Here is a 16135-nt window from a genome sequence, read left to right on the forward strand (position 1 = left end):
TAGCTCGTCTTATGTGAAAAGGCTGCTGAGACTACTCAACAACCTATTAATCACGCACTTCCTCCACATTTTGCATAATATGTTGCAAATCTTGTTCATATTGTTGCAATCGCTCTCGCTGTGTTTCAGAAGCAACTTCTAATGCATTTTGAATTTGTTCATATGCTTCATGCACTTCTTGACGTAAATGTTTTAAATCCTGTGCGTAATTTGGATCATTTTTTACAATGTTGTTATATACATTTTCTGCATCCACTGTTCCTTGCTGTGCAGCTTGAAATGCTTGTTGCTTATCTTTATGATACGGCATAATAATTCCCCTTTCTATTATTACTCTCCATTATCTTTTACCTTTACCTCAAAAAACATTCTCGTATAAATTTATGAAGTTTTCTCATCCTAATATAGAGCGGAATTTTAGACTTGGTACTTTCCTTCAGCTAATTCATTTCGCTAATCGAGCTCTATCGTTCATGTAAATAACCGCTAGAGCTCAAGAAAAAGAGGGGTATTATAATGGAGAAAAACAACAGCAAATCCATTCGTAAAAATTCTCCGCAAGGACAAGTTTCTGGTGGTCAACCAGAACCGTTAAGCGGATCACACAAAGTAAAGAACCAAAAACATTCGCGCCAAAAAAATCATGCTCACCACGATATGTAACAAAGTAGACAGTGCATGCGCACTGTCTTTTTATCATATATTTCTAATATCTTCTCTTATTTTTAAGCACATTTCCCCTTTCTTTTTCACCTCTATTTTCAAAGTGAATATCGTAATATGAATGAAATTTTATGGAGGTTTTCTTACGATGGGCAAGAAAAAGAAAAAAGACTGCCTTTTTCATGTTGATGGCTTTGAAGAATGGATGAATCAATTTTGCTCCGATTTATACGCAAATTCTCCCTCTCCAAACGGTATTCACATTGACCTTTTTGAAACAGAACAAGAATATATTTTAGAAGCCGATATTCCGAACATAGTTGAGCCAAATATTCTGATTAAAAAGATGGAGACAGGCCTACAAATTAACATATTTTGTAACAACTCTGCCTTACAGCATATGATTTTCTTACCAGCCAATATTATATATAAAAAAATGTTAGCCTATCTTGATAATGGTCTTCTTACCATTCACATTTCGAAAACAGAAACAGCGCAATTAACAGAACAAACTGTCCTCTTTACAGAATAGTCACATGCAAATCTAACATACGAGATAAGAATTATCCTTTCTGCAAATAAAGTGAAATTGCCATCAATGGGGGTATTACTGCCCGCAAATAGCATGATAAAGCAGAAAGTACCGGAAGATTTGAAAGCGATTAACACCTTAAAACTACTATTGCACTGGCAATAATAAAAGGAGACTGATTCTTAAAATAATCAGCCTCCTTTATTTATAAAACTTTATTTCGTACATACGCGTATTACATTTGCGCTTCCCATTTTTCTTCTATCGTTCTTTTACGCAGCAAACTTCTGGTCAACAACAGAATCGGAAATGCAAGCATTGAAAGCACCGCCAAAATTGTAAAAATCGTAAAACCATTATGGTAACCGTAATGATCTAACAGAAGCCCGCCAAACCATGGCCCAATAACAGCTCCAATTCCTGAGAATCCCATTGCCCCGAAATATGTTCCCTTTAAATTTGCAACAGCAATTTGATCAATAAACACATCTGTCATGGAAAACATTAATACTTCTCCAATTGTAAATATGATCGTACAAACGAAAACAGCCCACATTGATCCCGCAAATCCAAATCCACATAATCCTACACTAACAAGTAATGTACCAATCATAATGGATACGAGCGGTGTATACTTTTTACAAACTTGAATGAGCGGGTACTGAACGACTACTACAGTAATTGCGTTTAATGTTAATGCATAAGAAAACAATTTCACTCCATTTTCAAACAGATGGGAGTTCGCAAAATATTGAGAAAGCGTTGATGAAAACTGTGCGTATCCTGCTGTACTAATGATAATTCCAATTAACGCAACTAAAAAGACAATGTCTTTTCTTATAATGCGCAAGGAATCCATTAAAGTAACTCGTTCTGTCTTTTCTGTTTTTTCTTCTCCAATGTGATACTTGCTAAATTGTAATGCGAGTACAATTGTATAAAGAGCATACATAATAGCTGCTATAAAAAACGGTGTTGTTGATTCAGCAGTTCCTACCTGAAGACCAACAAGCGGCCCAATCGCAACACCAACATTAATAGCACCATAACGCAAGTTAAACATCATTAAACGATGCTCCGGCTTTGTTAAATCGGATAATAAAGCGCGAGACGTTGGCTCAAAAAATGAACGACACATCCCATTTAGTGCATTTAGTAAGAAAAATGCTAAAACATGCTCTGCAAATCCAAATCCAATAAATACACAAATCCAAACAATAATAGATGCTAGCATAATCTTTTTTCGCCCATAACGATCTGATAAATTCCCGCCAATGAAACTTGCAAATACACCTACTAATGCGCTCGTTCCAATAATTGCTCCTGTAACTCCTGCTGATATTCCTTTTGCATTCGTCAAGTAAATTGCTAAAAACGGAATGCTCATTGATGTTGCAAACCTTGCAAATAATGTTCCAATAATAATAGTCATCCCGATAGGATGAATGTGTTGTAACTTCCCCTTCATCTCTTTCACCTTCTCTATCTACAAATACAATACAAAGAAAAAGAAAGCTGAAAAGCAGCTTCCTTTGAAAACATGATTTTTGTTTTCTTAAACGCGAGCCGTTCGTTTTAGCTCCATATCAATACCATATGTAAACTGTAATTCTTTTAATACTGCCTCTGCTTCAATATTTATATTATGTTTACTATTAAACTCAGCTACCCAACTCTCTACTTCTTCATGTGTGTAGCTATATTCTCCTGCTATCCAACTTTTCATATCAAAACATTCATTAATACAAACTTGAATAAGCAACTGATCATACATAGCGACTACATCTTCTTTCTTCCATAGCAATTCTTTCACATACAACCGATCAAATGTGACACTTTCTCGGTTACATTCTGTTAAATGACGGGTCATTTCATGCAATTCTCGGTATATCTCAGAAATATTCGTATTCAGATGAATCAGTTTACGTACACCATTTTCATATAACATTTCATCCACCCCCGTTATGTTCCCCTTTTTCTTATTATAGCAAGAAAATTCTAAAAAAGAGAATTTTTCTTATGAAATATTAGGAAAGTGATACGTATTGTTTTACAATGAAAATAGTTACATTTGAGAGGAGTATAGACGTGAACCAAAAATTATATTACAAAGATGCATACTTACAAACATTCACAGCTCAAATTACAAAACAAGCACGTGACAACGATGGTAATATATATGTCGTATTAACAGAAACAGCTTTTTATCCAGCCGGTGGTGGTCAGCCACATGATACAGGGCAATTAAATCAAATTCCCGTGATAAATGTAGAAGAAATAGATGGAGAAATTCGTCATTACATTACGGAAGAGATACATACAAATGATGTAACAGGATATGTTTCTTGGAAACGTCGTTTTGATCATATGCAACAACATGCTGGACAACATATTTTATCTGCTATATTTTGGGACCATTTTAATATTCCAACAATCGGTTTTCATTTAGGAAGGGAAATCGTAACAATTGATTTGGAAACTTCTGATCTTTCTTCAGAAACAGCCGAAGAAGCTTCTTACCTTGCTAATCAAATTGTTTTTGAAAGTCGTCCCATTACAGTTCAATGGGTAAACCAAGAAGAAGCAAAACAGCTTCCCCTTCGTAAGGAACCAACTGTAACAGAAAACATTCGTGTTGTGATTATTGAAAATCTTGATTATAACGGCTGTGGCGGTACACATCCAAAACAAACCGGTGAAGTCGGCCCAATTCAAATTATCAATTGGGAGCGTCATAAAGGAAACATTCGTCTTACATTTGTTTGCGGCTGGCGTACAATTGAACTTATGAAGCGTAATCATGCTCTCGTAAAAGGTGCAGCCCAGCAATTACATAGTAAAGAAGACGATATTCCAAACAAAATAAATCAGCTCCTTTCTTCTCAAAAGGAAAATGAAAAAGCACTGCAAGCAGCGAACGAAAAACTCATTCTTGTAGAAGCAAATGAATTATTACAACAAGCAGAGAAAACTTCATTTGGAAAACAAATTGCAGTTAACTTTACAGATCGTTCTATGCAGAAACTGGCTAAATTAGCAGCTCTCATTACAGAGCAAGATGAACATATCATTACATATTTTGTTACACAAAACGGTGAAAATTTACAATGCATTTGCGCATGCGGTAAAGCCGTTGAACAAAACATGAATACTCTTTTAAAAGCAGCTCTTCCCCTTATAGAAGGAAAAGGTGGAGGGAATCAAAAAAGCGCGCGCGGTGGCGGAAAAGCAACCATTTCAGGTGAAGCATTTTTAGCTCATCTCATTCATATACAAAAAGAAACGCAAGAAGCATAAATAGCTTCTTGCGTTTCTACTACATTTGGAGACTCTTCTCTTTCATAATATGAAGGAATTGACGATACGAATGAATATAATAATCTGCACCTTGAATCGCTAAATTTTGAAAGGCACATGTTGTGATTCCTAATTTTTTAGCAGGCAAAAGGTCTAACTCGCGGTCCCCCACAACAAGATTAATAGAATGTTTCTTATGCATATGTATATACGCTTCCGAATTAGGCTTTTTCGGAAATCCATCTTCCCAACCAATAATTTCGGAAAAATAGTTTAACCATCCATAATGCTCTAATATTCGTATCACTTCTTGTTTCGAATTATGCGTCACAATGCAATTACAGTTCGCTCTTTGCAATACTTCTTCGACTCCTGGGAACGGTTGATATTTCGATGGGTGTAAAGACCTTTCCATTTCTAATATTTGATCAATTTGTTGTTGTGATAATCCATAGTATTTTACTGCATGTGTAAATGAAATCTTTAAATGTTTCATAATTTCATCCTCATGTATGTGTTCTTCTATAACTCTCTTAAACATACGTACAAATACACGATAACTATCTACTAAAGTACCATCAAAATCCCATAATATGTTTGCATTCATGTATATTCTCCTTTTTGAATGACAAATAAGATTTACATACTTAATTTATAAAACATTAGATAACATTTATATTACGCTTCAAACAAAAGTGCAAGTCCAATTCCTCCGCCAATACCTAACGTTGCAATCACGTATTTCATCTGTTCTCTTTGTGCTTGATAAAATAATCTTGTCATAAGCATCGCTCCCGATGCACCATACGGATGTCCAAGAGCAATCGCTCCACCGTTTACATTTAATTTTTCATACGGAATGTTTAACTCTCGCGCGCATGCAACTATTTTAGAGGCAAATGCTTCATTCATTTCAATACAATCAATATCTTCCATCGTAAGATTCATCTGTTGTAGCAATTTTTGTACCGCAAATATCGGTCCACTACCAGGAAAATGAGGATCTACACCAGCAACGGCACTATGCACAAATCGTAGCACCGGTTTATAACCAAGCTTTTCCGCTTGCGTTTCATTCATAATAAGAAGTGCACACGCTCCATCATTCACTCCACATGAATTACCTGCCGTCACTGTTCCCTCTTGTAAAAAGGCAGGGCGTGTTCGTTTTATAATTCTTTCATAATTCATACGAGACTTAATCGTTTCATCTCCTATAATATGAGAAACTGGTACAATTTCTTCTTGTAAATATCCTTTTTCTAATGCTGCTAATGTTCGTTTATAGCTCAAACATGCATACGCATCTTGCATCTCTTTTGTAATTTCGTAACGCTCAGCTACATACTCTGCAGCAACACCCATATCAGGATCACCAATATGTTCAGGTGAGAAGCGCGCTCGTTTCTCAAATAGTGAAGTGCTTACACTTTCGGCTCCACCTGCAATGTAACAAGTTCCCGCCCCGCCCTGAATCAGATGGCATGCCAATCGAATCGCTTCCAGTCCAGCTCCACACTGACGATCAATCGTCACACCTGGTACAGCATACGGGAGACCCGCCTCTAGTGCCGACAACCGAGCCACATTTCCGCCAGGCCCGACAACATTTCCGAATATAACATCATCGATTTCTTTTTCGATACCTTTACTTATATAAGTAAGTAAAGGGGCCGCTAATTTTTCAACAGAATAATCTTTAAATATCCCATTTATCTTTCCAATCGGGGTGCGTTTTGCTTCAACAATTACTGCTCTATTCATACATAAACTCCTGTTTTTCAATAATTTCTTTCGCTTCTGCCCGTGCAACTTTCCCACTGCTTGTATGAGGAATTACATCTACCAAATACCATTCTTTCGGAACTTTATAGGAAGATAACTTTCCAAAACAAAATGCCTTCAGCTCTTGTTTTGATACCACTCCTTTAACCAGCACTACCGGTTTTTCTCCCCAATACATATCTTTCTTACCAACAACTACTGCTTCATCAACATTTGGATGCATCTGCAATACACGTTCAATTTCTTCAGGAAAAATATTGATCCCACCATAAATAATCATATTTTTTTCTCGTCCTACAATATATAAAAATCCATCTTCATCAACATATCCCACATCATGAACTGTCATCCATCCATCACTCGTTACGTGACAAATTGGTGCATCATCTATTATATACCCCATAAAAAACTGTTCACTCTTCACATAAATTGTGCCGACTTTTCCTTGCTTTACTTCTTGTCCGTCCCCATTACGAATACTAATCTTTACATTATGACATGGTCTTCCAACTGAAGATGGTTTATTTTCATTATCATGATGTGATAGTGCTGTAACAAAGCTTAATTCAGACGCCCCATAAAATTCATATCGCTTTGCCTTTGGAAAGACCTGTTTTATTTTTTGCTTTGCTTCAGCTTCCCATTTTGCACCTGAGGAAATAATCTTTATCTCTCGTTCTATAACTCTTTTTTCTTTGTATAAGGATTCTAGCATTGTCGGAACTGTGTACATAACAGAAATAGCTTCGTTTTCTAATATTGAAAAAACACGGCTTGGAATAAATTTTTCAGTTATGTGTATCGTTTGTCCTAAAAATAAAGCACTCATCGCACCATATAAAAAAAGAGAATGAACAAATGTCCCTGCGAGCAATACTGCATCATCTTTGTTCATATGAAAATCATGAACATTACAAGCAAAGCTTTCTACCCATGATTGTTGTGAACGAAGGAATGCTTTTGCTTTTCCGGTTGAACCTGATGTAAATCCCATATAAAAAGGTAACTCTTCTACCTTTTCTACATAATTTACTGTACTAGAAATATTCGCTAATCTTTCAGACCACGTACTGATAGAAAATACTTTACTATTTGTTTGAGGCAACTGATTACGTTTATGCTGTACTACAACTATAATAGAAGGTTGTACGATTTGTAGTCGTTCCTCAAGTTCATGAATATTCCACTTTGGATCAAGTGGTACACAAATCCAGCCTGCCATAGCAGATCCAGCAAAGATTTGTAAAAATTCCACACTATTATCAAGCAAAATCGCAATCTTTTTATTACTTGACTCTTCCTTGTGAAGCCAATTGGCAACTTGACATACAGATAGATGCCACTCTTTGTATGTAACTGCTCTATCTATTATTTTTATTGCAATTTTATTCGGTTGATATTGAGCATGCGCTGCATACGTTCTTGTAATTCCCACCTATTCCACTTCCTTTTCTATAACAAAAAGAAACACGTTTTAACGTGTTTCATAATGTGTACTATAAATTGTTCGTTTCAATGAACGTTGTAGTCTCGTAACAAGAATTGCTGCAAATACAGCCTTCAATATATCTCCTGGTAAAAACACAACACTTAATTTCGCTGCCTTCACTACACTTATATCCATCACAAAAGCTTGTACGATAACACCGAAGAAATATACAGCGAAAATCCCACCAATAATATTAATTAAAAATGATTTCAAAAATGTTACGTTGCGAAGGCGTTCTGCGAAATATCCAATAACAAATGCTCCGATTACATATCCCATTAAATAACCGGCACTTGGTCCTACAAAAACCGAAAATCCACCGCGTCCTCCAGCTAACAACGGTGCACCCGCTGCTACAACAAGTAAAAATACGAGTTGACTCAGAGCCCCTAGACGAGATCCTAACAAACCGCCCGAAAGCATGACACCAAGTGATTGTAATGTAATCGGTACAGGTGTAAATGATAACGCAATTGGCGGTATAAATCCTAGCACTGCCATAATAGCACTAAATAAAGCTACAAAAACTAAATTTCTTGTATTCATATTATGTTTTCTCCTGTTTGTAAACTATAAATTAAAATAAGGTAACATATCACATGTGATATGTTACCTTTCCCCTCTCAAATTGTCAACTATAATATAAATATAGTTAACATTTACTTTCAACCTTCTATATAATATTGCTCCAATTCTTTTCGAAGTGCTTGCTTTAAAAACTTTCCGACTGAAGTTTTCGGAATTTCCTTCAGAAAGACAATCTCATCTGGTAGCCACCATTTTGCAAATTGTGGTTTTAAAAAGTCATATAATTCTTCTTTTGTAACAGACTTACCTTGTTTTACGACAATGCATGCAACAGGACGTTCTTGCCACTGTTTATGCGGTACTGCAACAACAGCTGCTTCAAATATTGCTTCATGCGCCATCAAGGCATTTTCTAAGTCAACAGATGAAATCCATTCTCCCCCGCTTTTAATCACATCTTTCGTTCGATCCACAATTTTAATACATCCTTCTTCATCAACCGTAACGACATCTCCTGTATATAACCACCCATCTCGAAACCCCTCTGCTGTTCGTTCATCTCTATAATAACTTGCCGCAATCCACGGAGCACGCAGACATAGCTCACCCATTTCTTGTCCGTCCCATGCTACATCTCCGTTTTCCCCAATAACTTTCATTTCAACACCAGGTACTAAATAACCTTGCTTCGCACGAATCGTAAGCTGTTCTTCATATGGTAATTCACGTTCATAACTTTTTAAACGTGCAAGTGTGACCAGTGGGCTTGTTTCTGTCATCCCATATGCATGCACAAATGGGACATTATATTTTTGTTCGAATGCGGCAATGACACTTTTCGGTGCAGCTGCACCGCCGCATAAAATTCGTTTTATATTTGATAGATCATAACGATTCTTTTCTAATTCTTGCAGAACACCAAGCCAAATTGTTGGGACACCAGCTGCTATTGTTACTTTTTCTTCCTGCATCATTTCTAATAAAATCTTCGGTGTAAACATCGGTCCAGGAAGAACTTGCTTTGATCCAAACCATGTTGCTGCAAATGGTAATCCCCAAGCGTTTACATGAAACATAGGAACAACCGGCATAGCAACATCACTTTCAGAAAGTGCCGTTGTATCTGCAAGTCCAAGCGACATACTATGCAAAACAGTACTGCGATGTGTATAAACGACACCTTTCGGATTACCTGTTGTAGCTGATGTATAGCACATACCAGCTGGCATATTTTCATCGATATCTTTTAAAAACGGAAAATTAGGATTTCCTTCTTCAAGAAGTTGTTCATAGTGGTATGCAGGTTGAAGTGAAGTTTCTGGAAGCTCTTTTTTATCGGTCATGATGATATAAGCTTGTACAGTTGATAATTCCTCTTGAATACTCTCAACAAGCGGTACAATATCTTCATCAATCAGTAAAACGCGGTCTTCTGCATGTTGGATAATATAAGAAATATGTTGAGAAGATAAGCGAATGTTAATTGTGTGCAGTACAGCTCCAATACTAGGAATCGCAAAATATGCTTCTACATGACGATGATGATTCCACGCCAGTGTGCCCACTCGTTCTCCTTGCTTTACACCTAGCTTTTGCAATGCACTAGACAAACGTCTCGTTCGCCCCCCTAGTTCCTTATACGTTAGGCGTGTAATTGTACTATGTGTACGAGAAATAATTTCTTTCTTTGCAAATAACTTCTCTGCCCTTTCTATCATTGAGCTAATTGTTAACGGTACATCCATCATCATGTTTTTTGTCCCCCTTTATAAAAACGCTTTCATTTTTTTGAACAACTTCATAACGAAACAATTATAAAAAATAACAGCCGCAACTTATTATTATTTACTTGTTACTTTACATGATCAGACACTCCATCTTTTTTCACTAATACTTTTCTTTCATTTGCTTTTTTCCAAACAAAATACCCTATTGTTACTACAAGTAAAAACGGAATACCCGTTGTAAGTGTTGATTTAAACATGTCAGTAAACCAAGTGGTTATTAAAATTGCAAACATTAATACGGCTCCTAATGTAGTTAAATATGGGTATCCCCACATACGAACTGGTAAATCCCTTCCTCCGGATGCAACCCACTTCTTTCGAAAATATAAATGAATAATAAAGATCATCATCCATGTAAACATAGCTCCGAACATTGAAATCCCCATCATGAGCATGAATGCTTGATTCGGTGAGACAATTGTTAAAATTGTTGCCAGCGCAATACCAATTGTTGAGAAGAACAAAGCTGAAACAGGAACTCCCCTCTTGCTTAGTTGACCAAACCTTGCCGGTGCATAACCAGCTCTAGATAGCGAAAACATCATTCGAGTTGTAATATATAATTGACTATTCATTGAAGACAAAGCTGCGATTAAAACAACAAAATTCATAATGCCAGATGCACCTGGAATATTTAATAACTCCATTACTTTAACAAAAGGACTCTTATCAACACCAGCAGCTTTCCAAGGAACAATCATTAACATGAAAGCTAATGTTAAAATATAAAAAATAATTAATCGATAAATGGTTGAACGAAGTGCTTTAGGAACTGCTTTCTCTGGATTCTTTGCTTCGCCAGCGGTTACAGCAATCATTTCAATGCTTAAATAACTAAATAAAGCTACACAAACCGCAACCCACATGCCCCACCAACCATTTGGTAAAAATCCACCGGCATTTGTATAATTTTGAATTCCTATTTCCGGATTCGTATTAGTACCAAATACAACGTAAGCACTTAAAAGAATAAAACCAACAATAGCTACTATCTTAATCATTGAAAACCAATATTCAATCGTTCCAAATAAACTTACACTAGTGGCATTCACAAAAATAAGTAACGCTGAAAAGAGAATAACCCACATCCAACCAGGGGCAGTAGGAAACCAATATTTCATATACACTGAAACCGCTGTTACTTCAGTTCCGACCGCCACTACAATACTTGCCCAATATGCATAGCGCACAGTAAAACCTGCCCAGGGACCTATATAATGTTCAGCATATGCTCCAAATGACCCAGAAGTAGGGTGCGCTACTGTCATTTCTGCTAGACACCCCATTAATAAAAAAGCAATAATGGCTCCAATCCCATAACTAAGTATTACGCTAGGACCAGCCAAGCCAATAGCCATCCCACTTCCTAAAAATAAACCTGTTCCAATTGCTCCGCCGATTGCAATCATAGACAGCTGCCTCGTAGATAGTCCACGCTGCAAGCCTTTCTCTCTTTCTATAATTTCTTGAAAATGCGCTTCTTCCTTCTCCATATAGCCCCTCCATTCCTACTAATTAGTACAAATTTAGATAAGTATAAAAATAGAATGGTTTATTTGTCAATATTTTTAGAAAATTTAGATAAATATTTATACATTTTTTTCTTGTCTTCACCTTTAAAAACAAAAGGAAGAGTAATATAGAGCTTACTCCTCCGTTTTGGTATTGTATTCATCTCGCAAAATAGCATACATTTTCGTATCTCGATATGCCCCTTTCACAAACATATCTTTTCGAAACGTTCTCTCATATTGCATTCCTAAACGTTTCATCACTCGTTCTGATTGAACATTACTAGCATGACACCTTGCTTCAATACGGTTTAACTGTAATGTTTCAAATCCATAGCATATAAATGCTTTTGCTGCTTCCGTCGCGAATCCTTGTCGCCAATAGTTTTTCGATAATGCATATGCCAATTCTGCCTTGTGATGATTCTTGTCATATTCGATAAAACCGCACGTTCCAATAATTTTCTTTTCCTTTTTCAACTCTATTCCGTAAGCTGCAACCTCTTCTTTTTCATATTGATGTAGGATTGATTGAATGAACATTTGTGAATCCTGTAGTTTTTCATGTGGATACCATACCGTATAGGTTGTGATTTCTGGATCTGAAGCATATTCAAATACATCAGCAGCATCTTCTATTCTTAACGGTCTTAAACGTAATCGTTCTGTAATGAGTGTTGGATACTTTTCCGCAATATTTTTATATTCCATTCACTTCATTTCCTCCCCACATCGCTACCTAAAGTACTGTATAATTACTCCTTTACTATCTGCAACTTCAATTTCTGCAAATGCTCCGTTTATAAATGTAATTTGCGGAGGCATATGACCACAGTCTACATCATAAATAATTGGAATTTGAAGTTCATCAGTAAGTTCTTTATATACATCTTCGGCAGTATAATCATTGACTGGATGGTTTGCAGCACTGCGACCAAATAAGATACCTGAACAATTATCAAACCAACCTGCTAGTTTCATTTGAACTAATGAACGTCGTAAATCAGTAGTAGTTAACTCGCAGTTTTCAAAATACCAAATGAAAGGATCATCATTACAATGTTTCTTTCTAAACTCTTGCACTCTACCAAATGGAGTGCCAATGAGATGTCTAACAACATCGATACACCCACCTAGCAATCGACCTGTAATTTTCACATTTTCATTCGAAATTGTTTTCCAATTTGTATCTTCTGTTAAATGAAAAACACACGGAGATGGATTATTATGCTGCCATTTCTTTTGATATTTCTCTGAGGAGTATTGGATAATTGAAGCGCCTGTTTCCGTTGATAAGACAGTTTGCCACATCGCTGTTGTATCATCGGAGTATTCGCCTCTTAAATCTACTAAATTTGTTCCGTGAGCAGTCGCTATTCCTGTATTTAAAGTTATCGCTAATAATAAAGTACTTGTGTCTGAGTACCCTAGTACCCATTTCTTGTTTATTTTTTCAAAATCAATCTCTTCTAGTATTTCAATTAATAGTTCACCGCCCCAAGGAGGAATGATCATATCAATGTTCTCGTCTTGCATCATTTCAATAAATTCATTTGCTCTCTTTTTCGCACTAGAGGACTTAGCCTTCTCCTGTGTCCAAACTGTTTCTCCGCAAACGACTGTATAACCTTTTCTTTCTACACTTTCACAAGACTGTTTAAACATATTATGTAGTGCTACATCTACCCCAGACGAAGGTGCTGTTACACCAATCGTTGCCCCTTTTGGTAAAAACGGATATTTTATCATATGTATTTCCCCATCCTTTTCTATATATCTAGATTCACATTCGTTGGACTACCATTAAAATCCTTCATTTCAAGCAATCGAAACCGTGTCAAATAAATGTTTCTTACTCGTGAATAACCTATTCATAAGCTTAATTCGGAACAATATAACATTCACATTTTGAATATAATCAATCACTTATATATTCAAACGCTAATAACAAAGTCTAACAATTAAAAAGGAAGCAGGAAAAATATGTCGTATTAAGTAATAATAAAAAACTTCCAAATGACCAGGAAAGGTGAATAAATAAAAATATGAAACATGTTATGAATGTAGAGTTAGCAAAACGATTAGAACAATCTGAAATAGATACGATGTATTCAAGATTGAAAATCCTTCAAGAACAAGAAAATAACCCAATGGGAATCGATATCCAAACTTTTGGAAGTGCAATGGCCTTTTCAGCAAAAGGAATCCCAGGACCTTCTTTCAATACCGTAAAAGGTGTAACATTTACTGATAAAAAGGAAATAGATGAGGTAATCGATTACTACAAAAAACAAGAAATTCCTTGTCGCTTTGAAATAACTCCCGCTCATTCAACACCTGAACTATTTGAGTATTTGTCCCAAAAAGGGTTTTATCAAACAGACTTTCATACCACTCTTTATGGAGATGTAACAAAAAATACTATTTCAAATGAAATCATTGTTCGAGATTTAGAAGAATATGAGTTTCACCACTTCGGAGATATTTATGTAAAAAGCTTTGGTATGCCTACTTTCACCATAGATGGCGTTAGTCAAAATAACAAAGTGTTACATGGGAAAGAAGGCTGGAATTTCTATTTAGCGCTTCTTGAAAACACTCCAGCTGCAATTGGTGTTTTATATGCTAACAAAGGCATTGCTTCTCTAGCAGCTTCAGCTACTTTACCTCATTTACAAGGAAAAGGCTGTCAAACCGCTTTACTTAAGCAACGAATGAATGTAGCCAAACAATTAGGCTGCGAATTAGTCGTTGGACAAGCACGCTTCGGAAGCATTAGCCAAAATAATATGGAACGAACTGGAATGAAAATTGCTTATACGAAAGCAATTTGGATGAAAAGAGGCTAACTCACTAGACTGTGAGTTAGCCTCTTTCCTTTGTATAAACTTGTTACTTAATCATTTTTTCTAATACATATAAATCTTCTTCTAAATTCGTAAGTTTATCTGCGACAAGCTTTCTAGCGTCCCCTATTGCTTGATTATATATATGCGGTCCTAGTTCTTTTATCATTTCTTCAATTAAACGCTCCGCTTGAAAACGACCAATCTCTTCTAGCCCTTCCTCTTCAAAAAACTGTTGAATATGTTCTACAAGTGTTTCTTTTTTCTCATTTGGTAATTTCATAAAAGTCATTCTATAAATCTCCTTTTTCATTATTGGATAAAGTGAAACTTCCATCAGTGGAGGTCTTACTGCCTGTTAATGCGGAATAGAATGCTGCGCAATTCTGTCATTGAAAAACGTGTTCCAGGGCACGTTTTCGTTACCCCATCTAATTCACGATGTCCAAGAACCTGATCACTATACAAAGAAAACTGACCCATTAACTGTTTACATAGCCAATGCAAAGAAACCATTTGTACTGGTGTTGGATCATAGTCGTCGAAATTCCCTGACATGCAAATCCCTATACTCTCAGTATTATATCCTTTCGCGTGAGCCCCTATATATAGTCCTCGTCCTTCATAAATAGTACCATCTTCTTCAAGAAAATAATTGTAGCCAATTCCACTCCAACCTCGATTATTTTGATGAAAATCATGTGTTTTATATATATCCCATCCATTTTCCGCTGTATGATGAATAATAATTTTTGTAACAGCTTGCAATGGTTGCAGCGGATCGCGAAAAGAGAGATTCGCTTTCTGAATACGCATAGTCTCACCCTTTACAGACTTATGATAATTGCTGTTTTATCATCTGGACGAACAAATTGTTTCGCTTCTAATTCCTCTATTATTTGTACGTATTGTGTAATACCATGTTCCCACACAAATTGTGCACTTTTTTCTAGCTGCCACTTTGGATGAAACAAACCATCTGAACAAATAAATAAATCTGAAATTTCTTGTCGCAAAAGTTTTCCTTGCTGAATATACGAGGCTACTTCACTCATTCCATTTGCAACAGAATATCCATTTGGAATATTTGCCATATAACGATTGTAGCTTAATCGCTCCTTTCTATCATCAAATATCGCTTCACTTGGAACAGAAAGTCCTTTTTGGCGATCTTCTTCACGCTTTTGCTTTGCCCTTTTACTAATTCCTTTCACAGTGTCTTTCGTAAGTACTTGAACTGTTCCATCAATAAATTTAGCAACAATCATACAATCTCCAAGTTGTGCATATTCCATTGTTTTATCTGTCATATGAATAGCGGCAATACACGTACACCAAAGTTGATCTTTTTTTGTTGTATCAATATGATAAGATTGCATTTTTTTTTGCAACAACTGATTTGCTTTAACAACTTCATTTCGCAATGAATCCACACCTGAAATAGATTCAAAGTATTGCTGAAACAAATGCGAAGCTAAGTATGCTCCGTTATGCCCATTCTCATCTTGAAACTCAATAAGTGGCGTCGCTCCATCACACACACCGTATAACTTTAAACCTTCATTACAAATCAGTGCATCTTCACATTCTCTTTTCAACGGACTCTTTTGCTGAAACACTTGAATTTCCATATTTATCTTCCTCCCCCTTTTTCAAGAAAAGAAATCGCTTCCATTTTTCTAACTAATCTAATTTCC

18 protein-coding genes are annotated in these 16135 nt (G+C 36.1%); 4 read left to right on the forward strand and 14 right to left on the reverse strand.

Annotated elements, in window-relative coordinates:
* Nucleotides 1-46: 46 nt before the first annotated feature.
* A complete protein-coding gene (locus tag WAX78_RS05025; RefSeq protein WP_336481157.1) occupies nt 47-310 on the reverse strand; it encodes a hypothetical protein in 264 nt (87 codons plus the stop codon).
* Nucleotides 311-516: 206 nt separating this feature from the next.
* Between WAX78_RS05025 and WAX78_RS05030 the strand changes: the two genes are divergently transcribed.
* Both WAX78_RS05030 and WAX78_RS05035 read left to right on the forward strand, forming a co-directional pair.
* Nucleotides 517-663: a small acid-soluble spore protein P gene (locus WAX78_RS05030; RefSeq protein ID WP_336481158.1), complete on the forward strand. Its 147-nt coding sequence runs from the start codon at nt 517-519 to the stop codon at nt 661-663.
* A 148-nt stretch (nt 664-811) separates the two neighbouring features.
* Nucleotides 812-1195 carry an Hsp20/alpha crystallin family protein gene (locus WAX78_RS05035; protein ID WP_336481159.1) on the forward strand — a complete coding sequence of 128 codons (384 nt, stop codon included), beginning with the start codon at nt 812-814 and terminating at the stop codon, nt 1193-1195.
* Between the two features lie 235 nt (nt 1196-1430).
* On the opposite strand, the gene WAX78_RS05040 is transcribed toward WAX78_RS05035, so the two are convergent.
* Nucleotides 1431-2663, reverse strand: a complete 1233-nt coding sequence (locus tag WAX78_RS05040; protein WP_336481160.1) for an MDR family MFS transporter — start codon at nt 2661-2663, stop codon at nt 1431-1433.
* Between the two features lie 87 nt (nt 2664-2750).
* A complete protein-coding gene (locus WAX78_RS05045) occupies nt 2751-3143 on the reverse strand; it encodes a hypothetical protein (RefSeq protein WP_336481373.1) in 393 nt (130 codons plus the stop codon).
* A gap of 140 nt (nt 3144-3283) precedes the next feature.
* On the opposite strand from WAX78_RS05045, the gene WAX78_RS05050 reads away from it, so the two are divergent.
* On the forward strand, nt 3284-4492 hold the full coding sequence (locus tag WAX78_RS05050) for an alanyl-tRNA editing protein (protein WP_336481161.1): 1209 nt from the start codon (nt 3284-3286) through the stop codon (nt 4490-4492).
* A 19-nt stretch (nt 4493-4511) separates the two neighbouring features.
* Here WAX78_RS05050 and WAX78_RS05055 read toward each other — a convergent pair whose 3' ends face one another.
* The 8 genes from WAX78_RS05055 to WAX78_RS05090 form a co-directional block, all read right to left on the reverse strand.
* Entirely contained in the window at nt 4512-5099 is a 588-nt protein-coding gene (locus WAX78_RS05055) for an HAD-IA family hydrolase (protein ID WP_336481163.1), read from the reverse strand.
* Between the two features lie 71 nt (nt 5100-5170).
* Nucleotides 5171-6256: an acetyl-CoA C-acyltransferase gene (locus WAX78_RS05060; RefSeq protein WP_336481164.1), complete on the reverse strand. Its 1086-nt coding sequence runs from the start codon at nt 6254-6256 to the stop codon at nt 5171-5173.
* A complete protein-coding gene (locus tag WAX78_RS05065; protein WP_336481165.1) occupies nt 6249-7712 on the reverse strand; it encodes an acyl-CoA synthetase in 1464 nt (487 codons plus the stop codon). Before WAX78_RS05065 ends, WAX78_RS05060 begins: the two co-directional genes overlap by 8 nt.
* Before the next feature lie 39 nt (nt 7713-7751).
* The gene (locus WAX78_RS05070; protein WP_336481166.1) at nt 7752-8312 is read right to left on the reverse strand and encodes a biotin transporter BioY; all 561 of its coding nucleotides are present in this window, start codon (nt 8310-8312) and stop codon (nt 7752-7754) included.
* A 119-nt stretch (nt 8313-8431) separates the two neighbouring features.
* Nucleotides 8432-10045 carry a long-chain fatty acid--CoA ligase gene (locus tag WAX78_RS05075; protein ID WP_336481167.1) on the reverse strand — a complete coding sequence of 538 codons (1614 nt, stop codon included), beginning with the start codon at nt 10043-10045 and terminating at the stop codon, nt 8432-8434.
* A gap of 101 nt (nt 10046-10146) precedes the next feature.
* Entirely contained in the window at nt 10147-11574 is a 1428-nt protein-coding gene (locus tag WAX78_RS05080; protein WP_336481168.1) for an amino acid permease, read from the reverse strand.
* 153 nt (nt 11575-11727) lie between these two features.
* A complete protein-coding gene (locus WAX78_RS05085) occupies nt 11728-12303 on the reverse strand; it encodes a GNAT family N-acetyltransferase (RefSeq protein WP_336481169.1) in 576 nt (191 codons plus the stop codon).
* Nucleotides 12304-12327: 24 nt separating this feature from the next.
* Complete coding sequence (locus WAX78_RS05090; RefSeq protein WP_336481170.1) at nt 12328-13341, reverse strand: S66 family peptidase; 1014 nt, start codon at nt 13339-13341, stop codon at nt 12328-12330.
* Nucleotides 13342-13637: 296 nt separating this feature from the next.
* On the opposite strand from WAX78_RS05090, the gene WAX78_RS05095 reads away from it, so the two are divergent.
* The gene (locus tag WAX78_RS05095; protein WP_336481171.1) at nt 13638-14441 is read left to right on the forward strand and encodes a GNAT family N-acetyltransferase; all 804 of its coding nucleotides are present in this window, start codon (nt 13638-13640) and stop codon (nt 14439-14441) included.
* Nucleotides 14442-14484: 43 nt separating this feature from the next.
* Here the strand turns inward: WAX78_RS05095 and WAX78_RS05100 are convergent, their stop codons facing one another.
* The 3 genes from WAX78_RS05100 to WAX78_RS05110 are packed head-to-tail and all read right to left on the reverse strand — an operon-like array spanning nt 14485 to nt 16069.
* Nucleotides 14485-14730 (reverse strand): DUF2164 domain-containing protein, encoded by a 246-nt coding sequence (locus WAX78_RS05100; RefSeq protein ID WP_336481173.1) that lies wholly within the window; start codon nt 14728-14730, stop codon nt 14485-14487.
* 56 nt (nt 14731-14786) lie between these two features.
* Entirely contained in the window at nt 14787-15254 is a 468-nt protein-coding gene (locus WAX78_RS05105) for a peptidoglycan recognition protein family protein (protein WP_336481174.1), read from the reverse strand.
* A gap of 11 nt (nt 15255-15265) precedes the next feature.
* Nucleotides 15266-16069, reverse strand: a complete 804-nt coding sequence (locus WAX78_RS05110; protein WP_336481175.1) for a protein phosphatase 2C domain-containing protein — start codon at nt 16067-16069, stop codon at nt 15266-15268.
* Between the last annotated feature and the right edge of the window lie 66 nt (nt 16070-16135).

Source organism: Bacillus yunxiaonensis (assembly GCF_037104695.1).
GTDB classification, from domain to species: domain Bacteria; phylum Bacillota; class Bacilli; order Bacillales; family Bacillaceae_G; genus Bacillus_A; species Bacillus_A yunxiaonensis.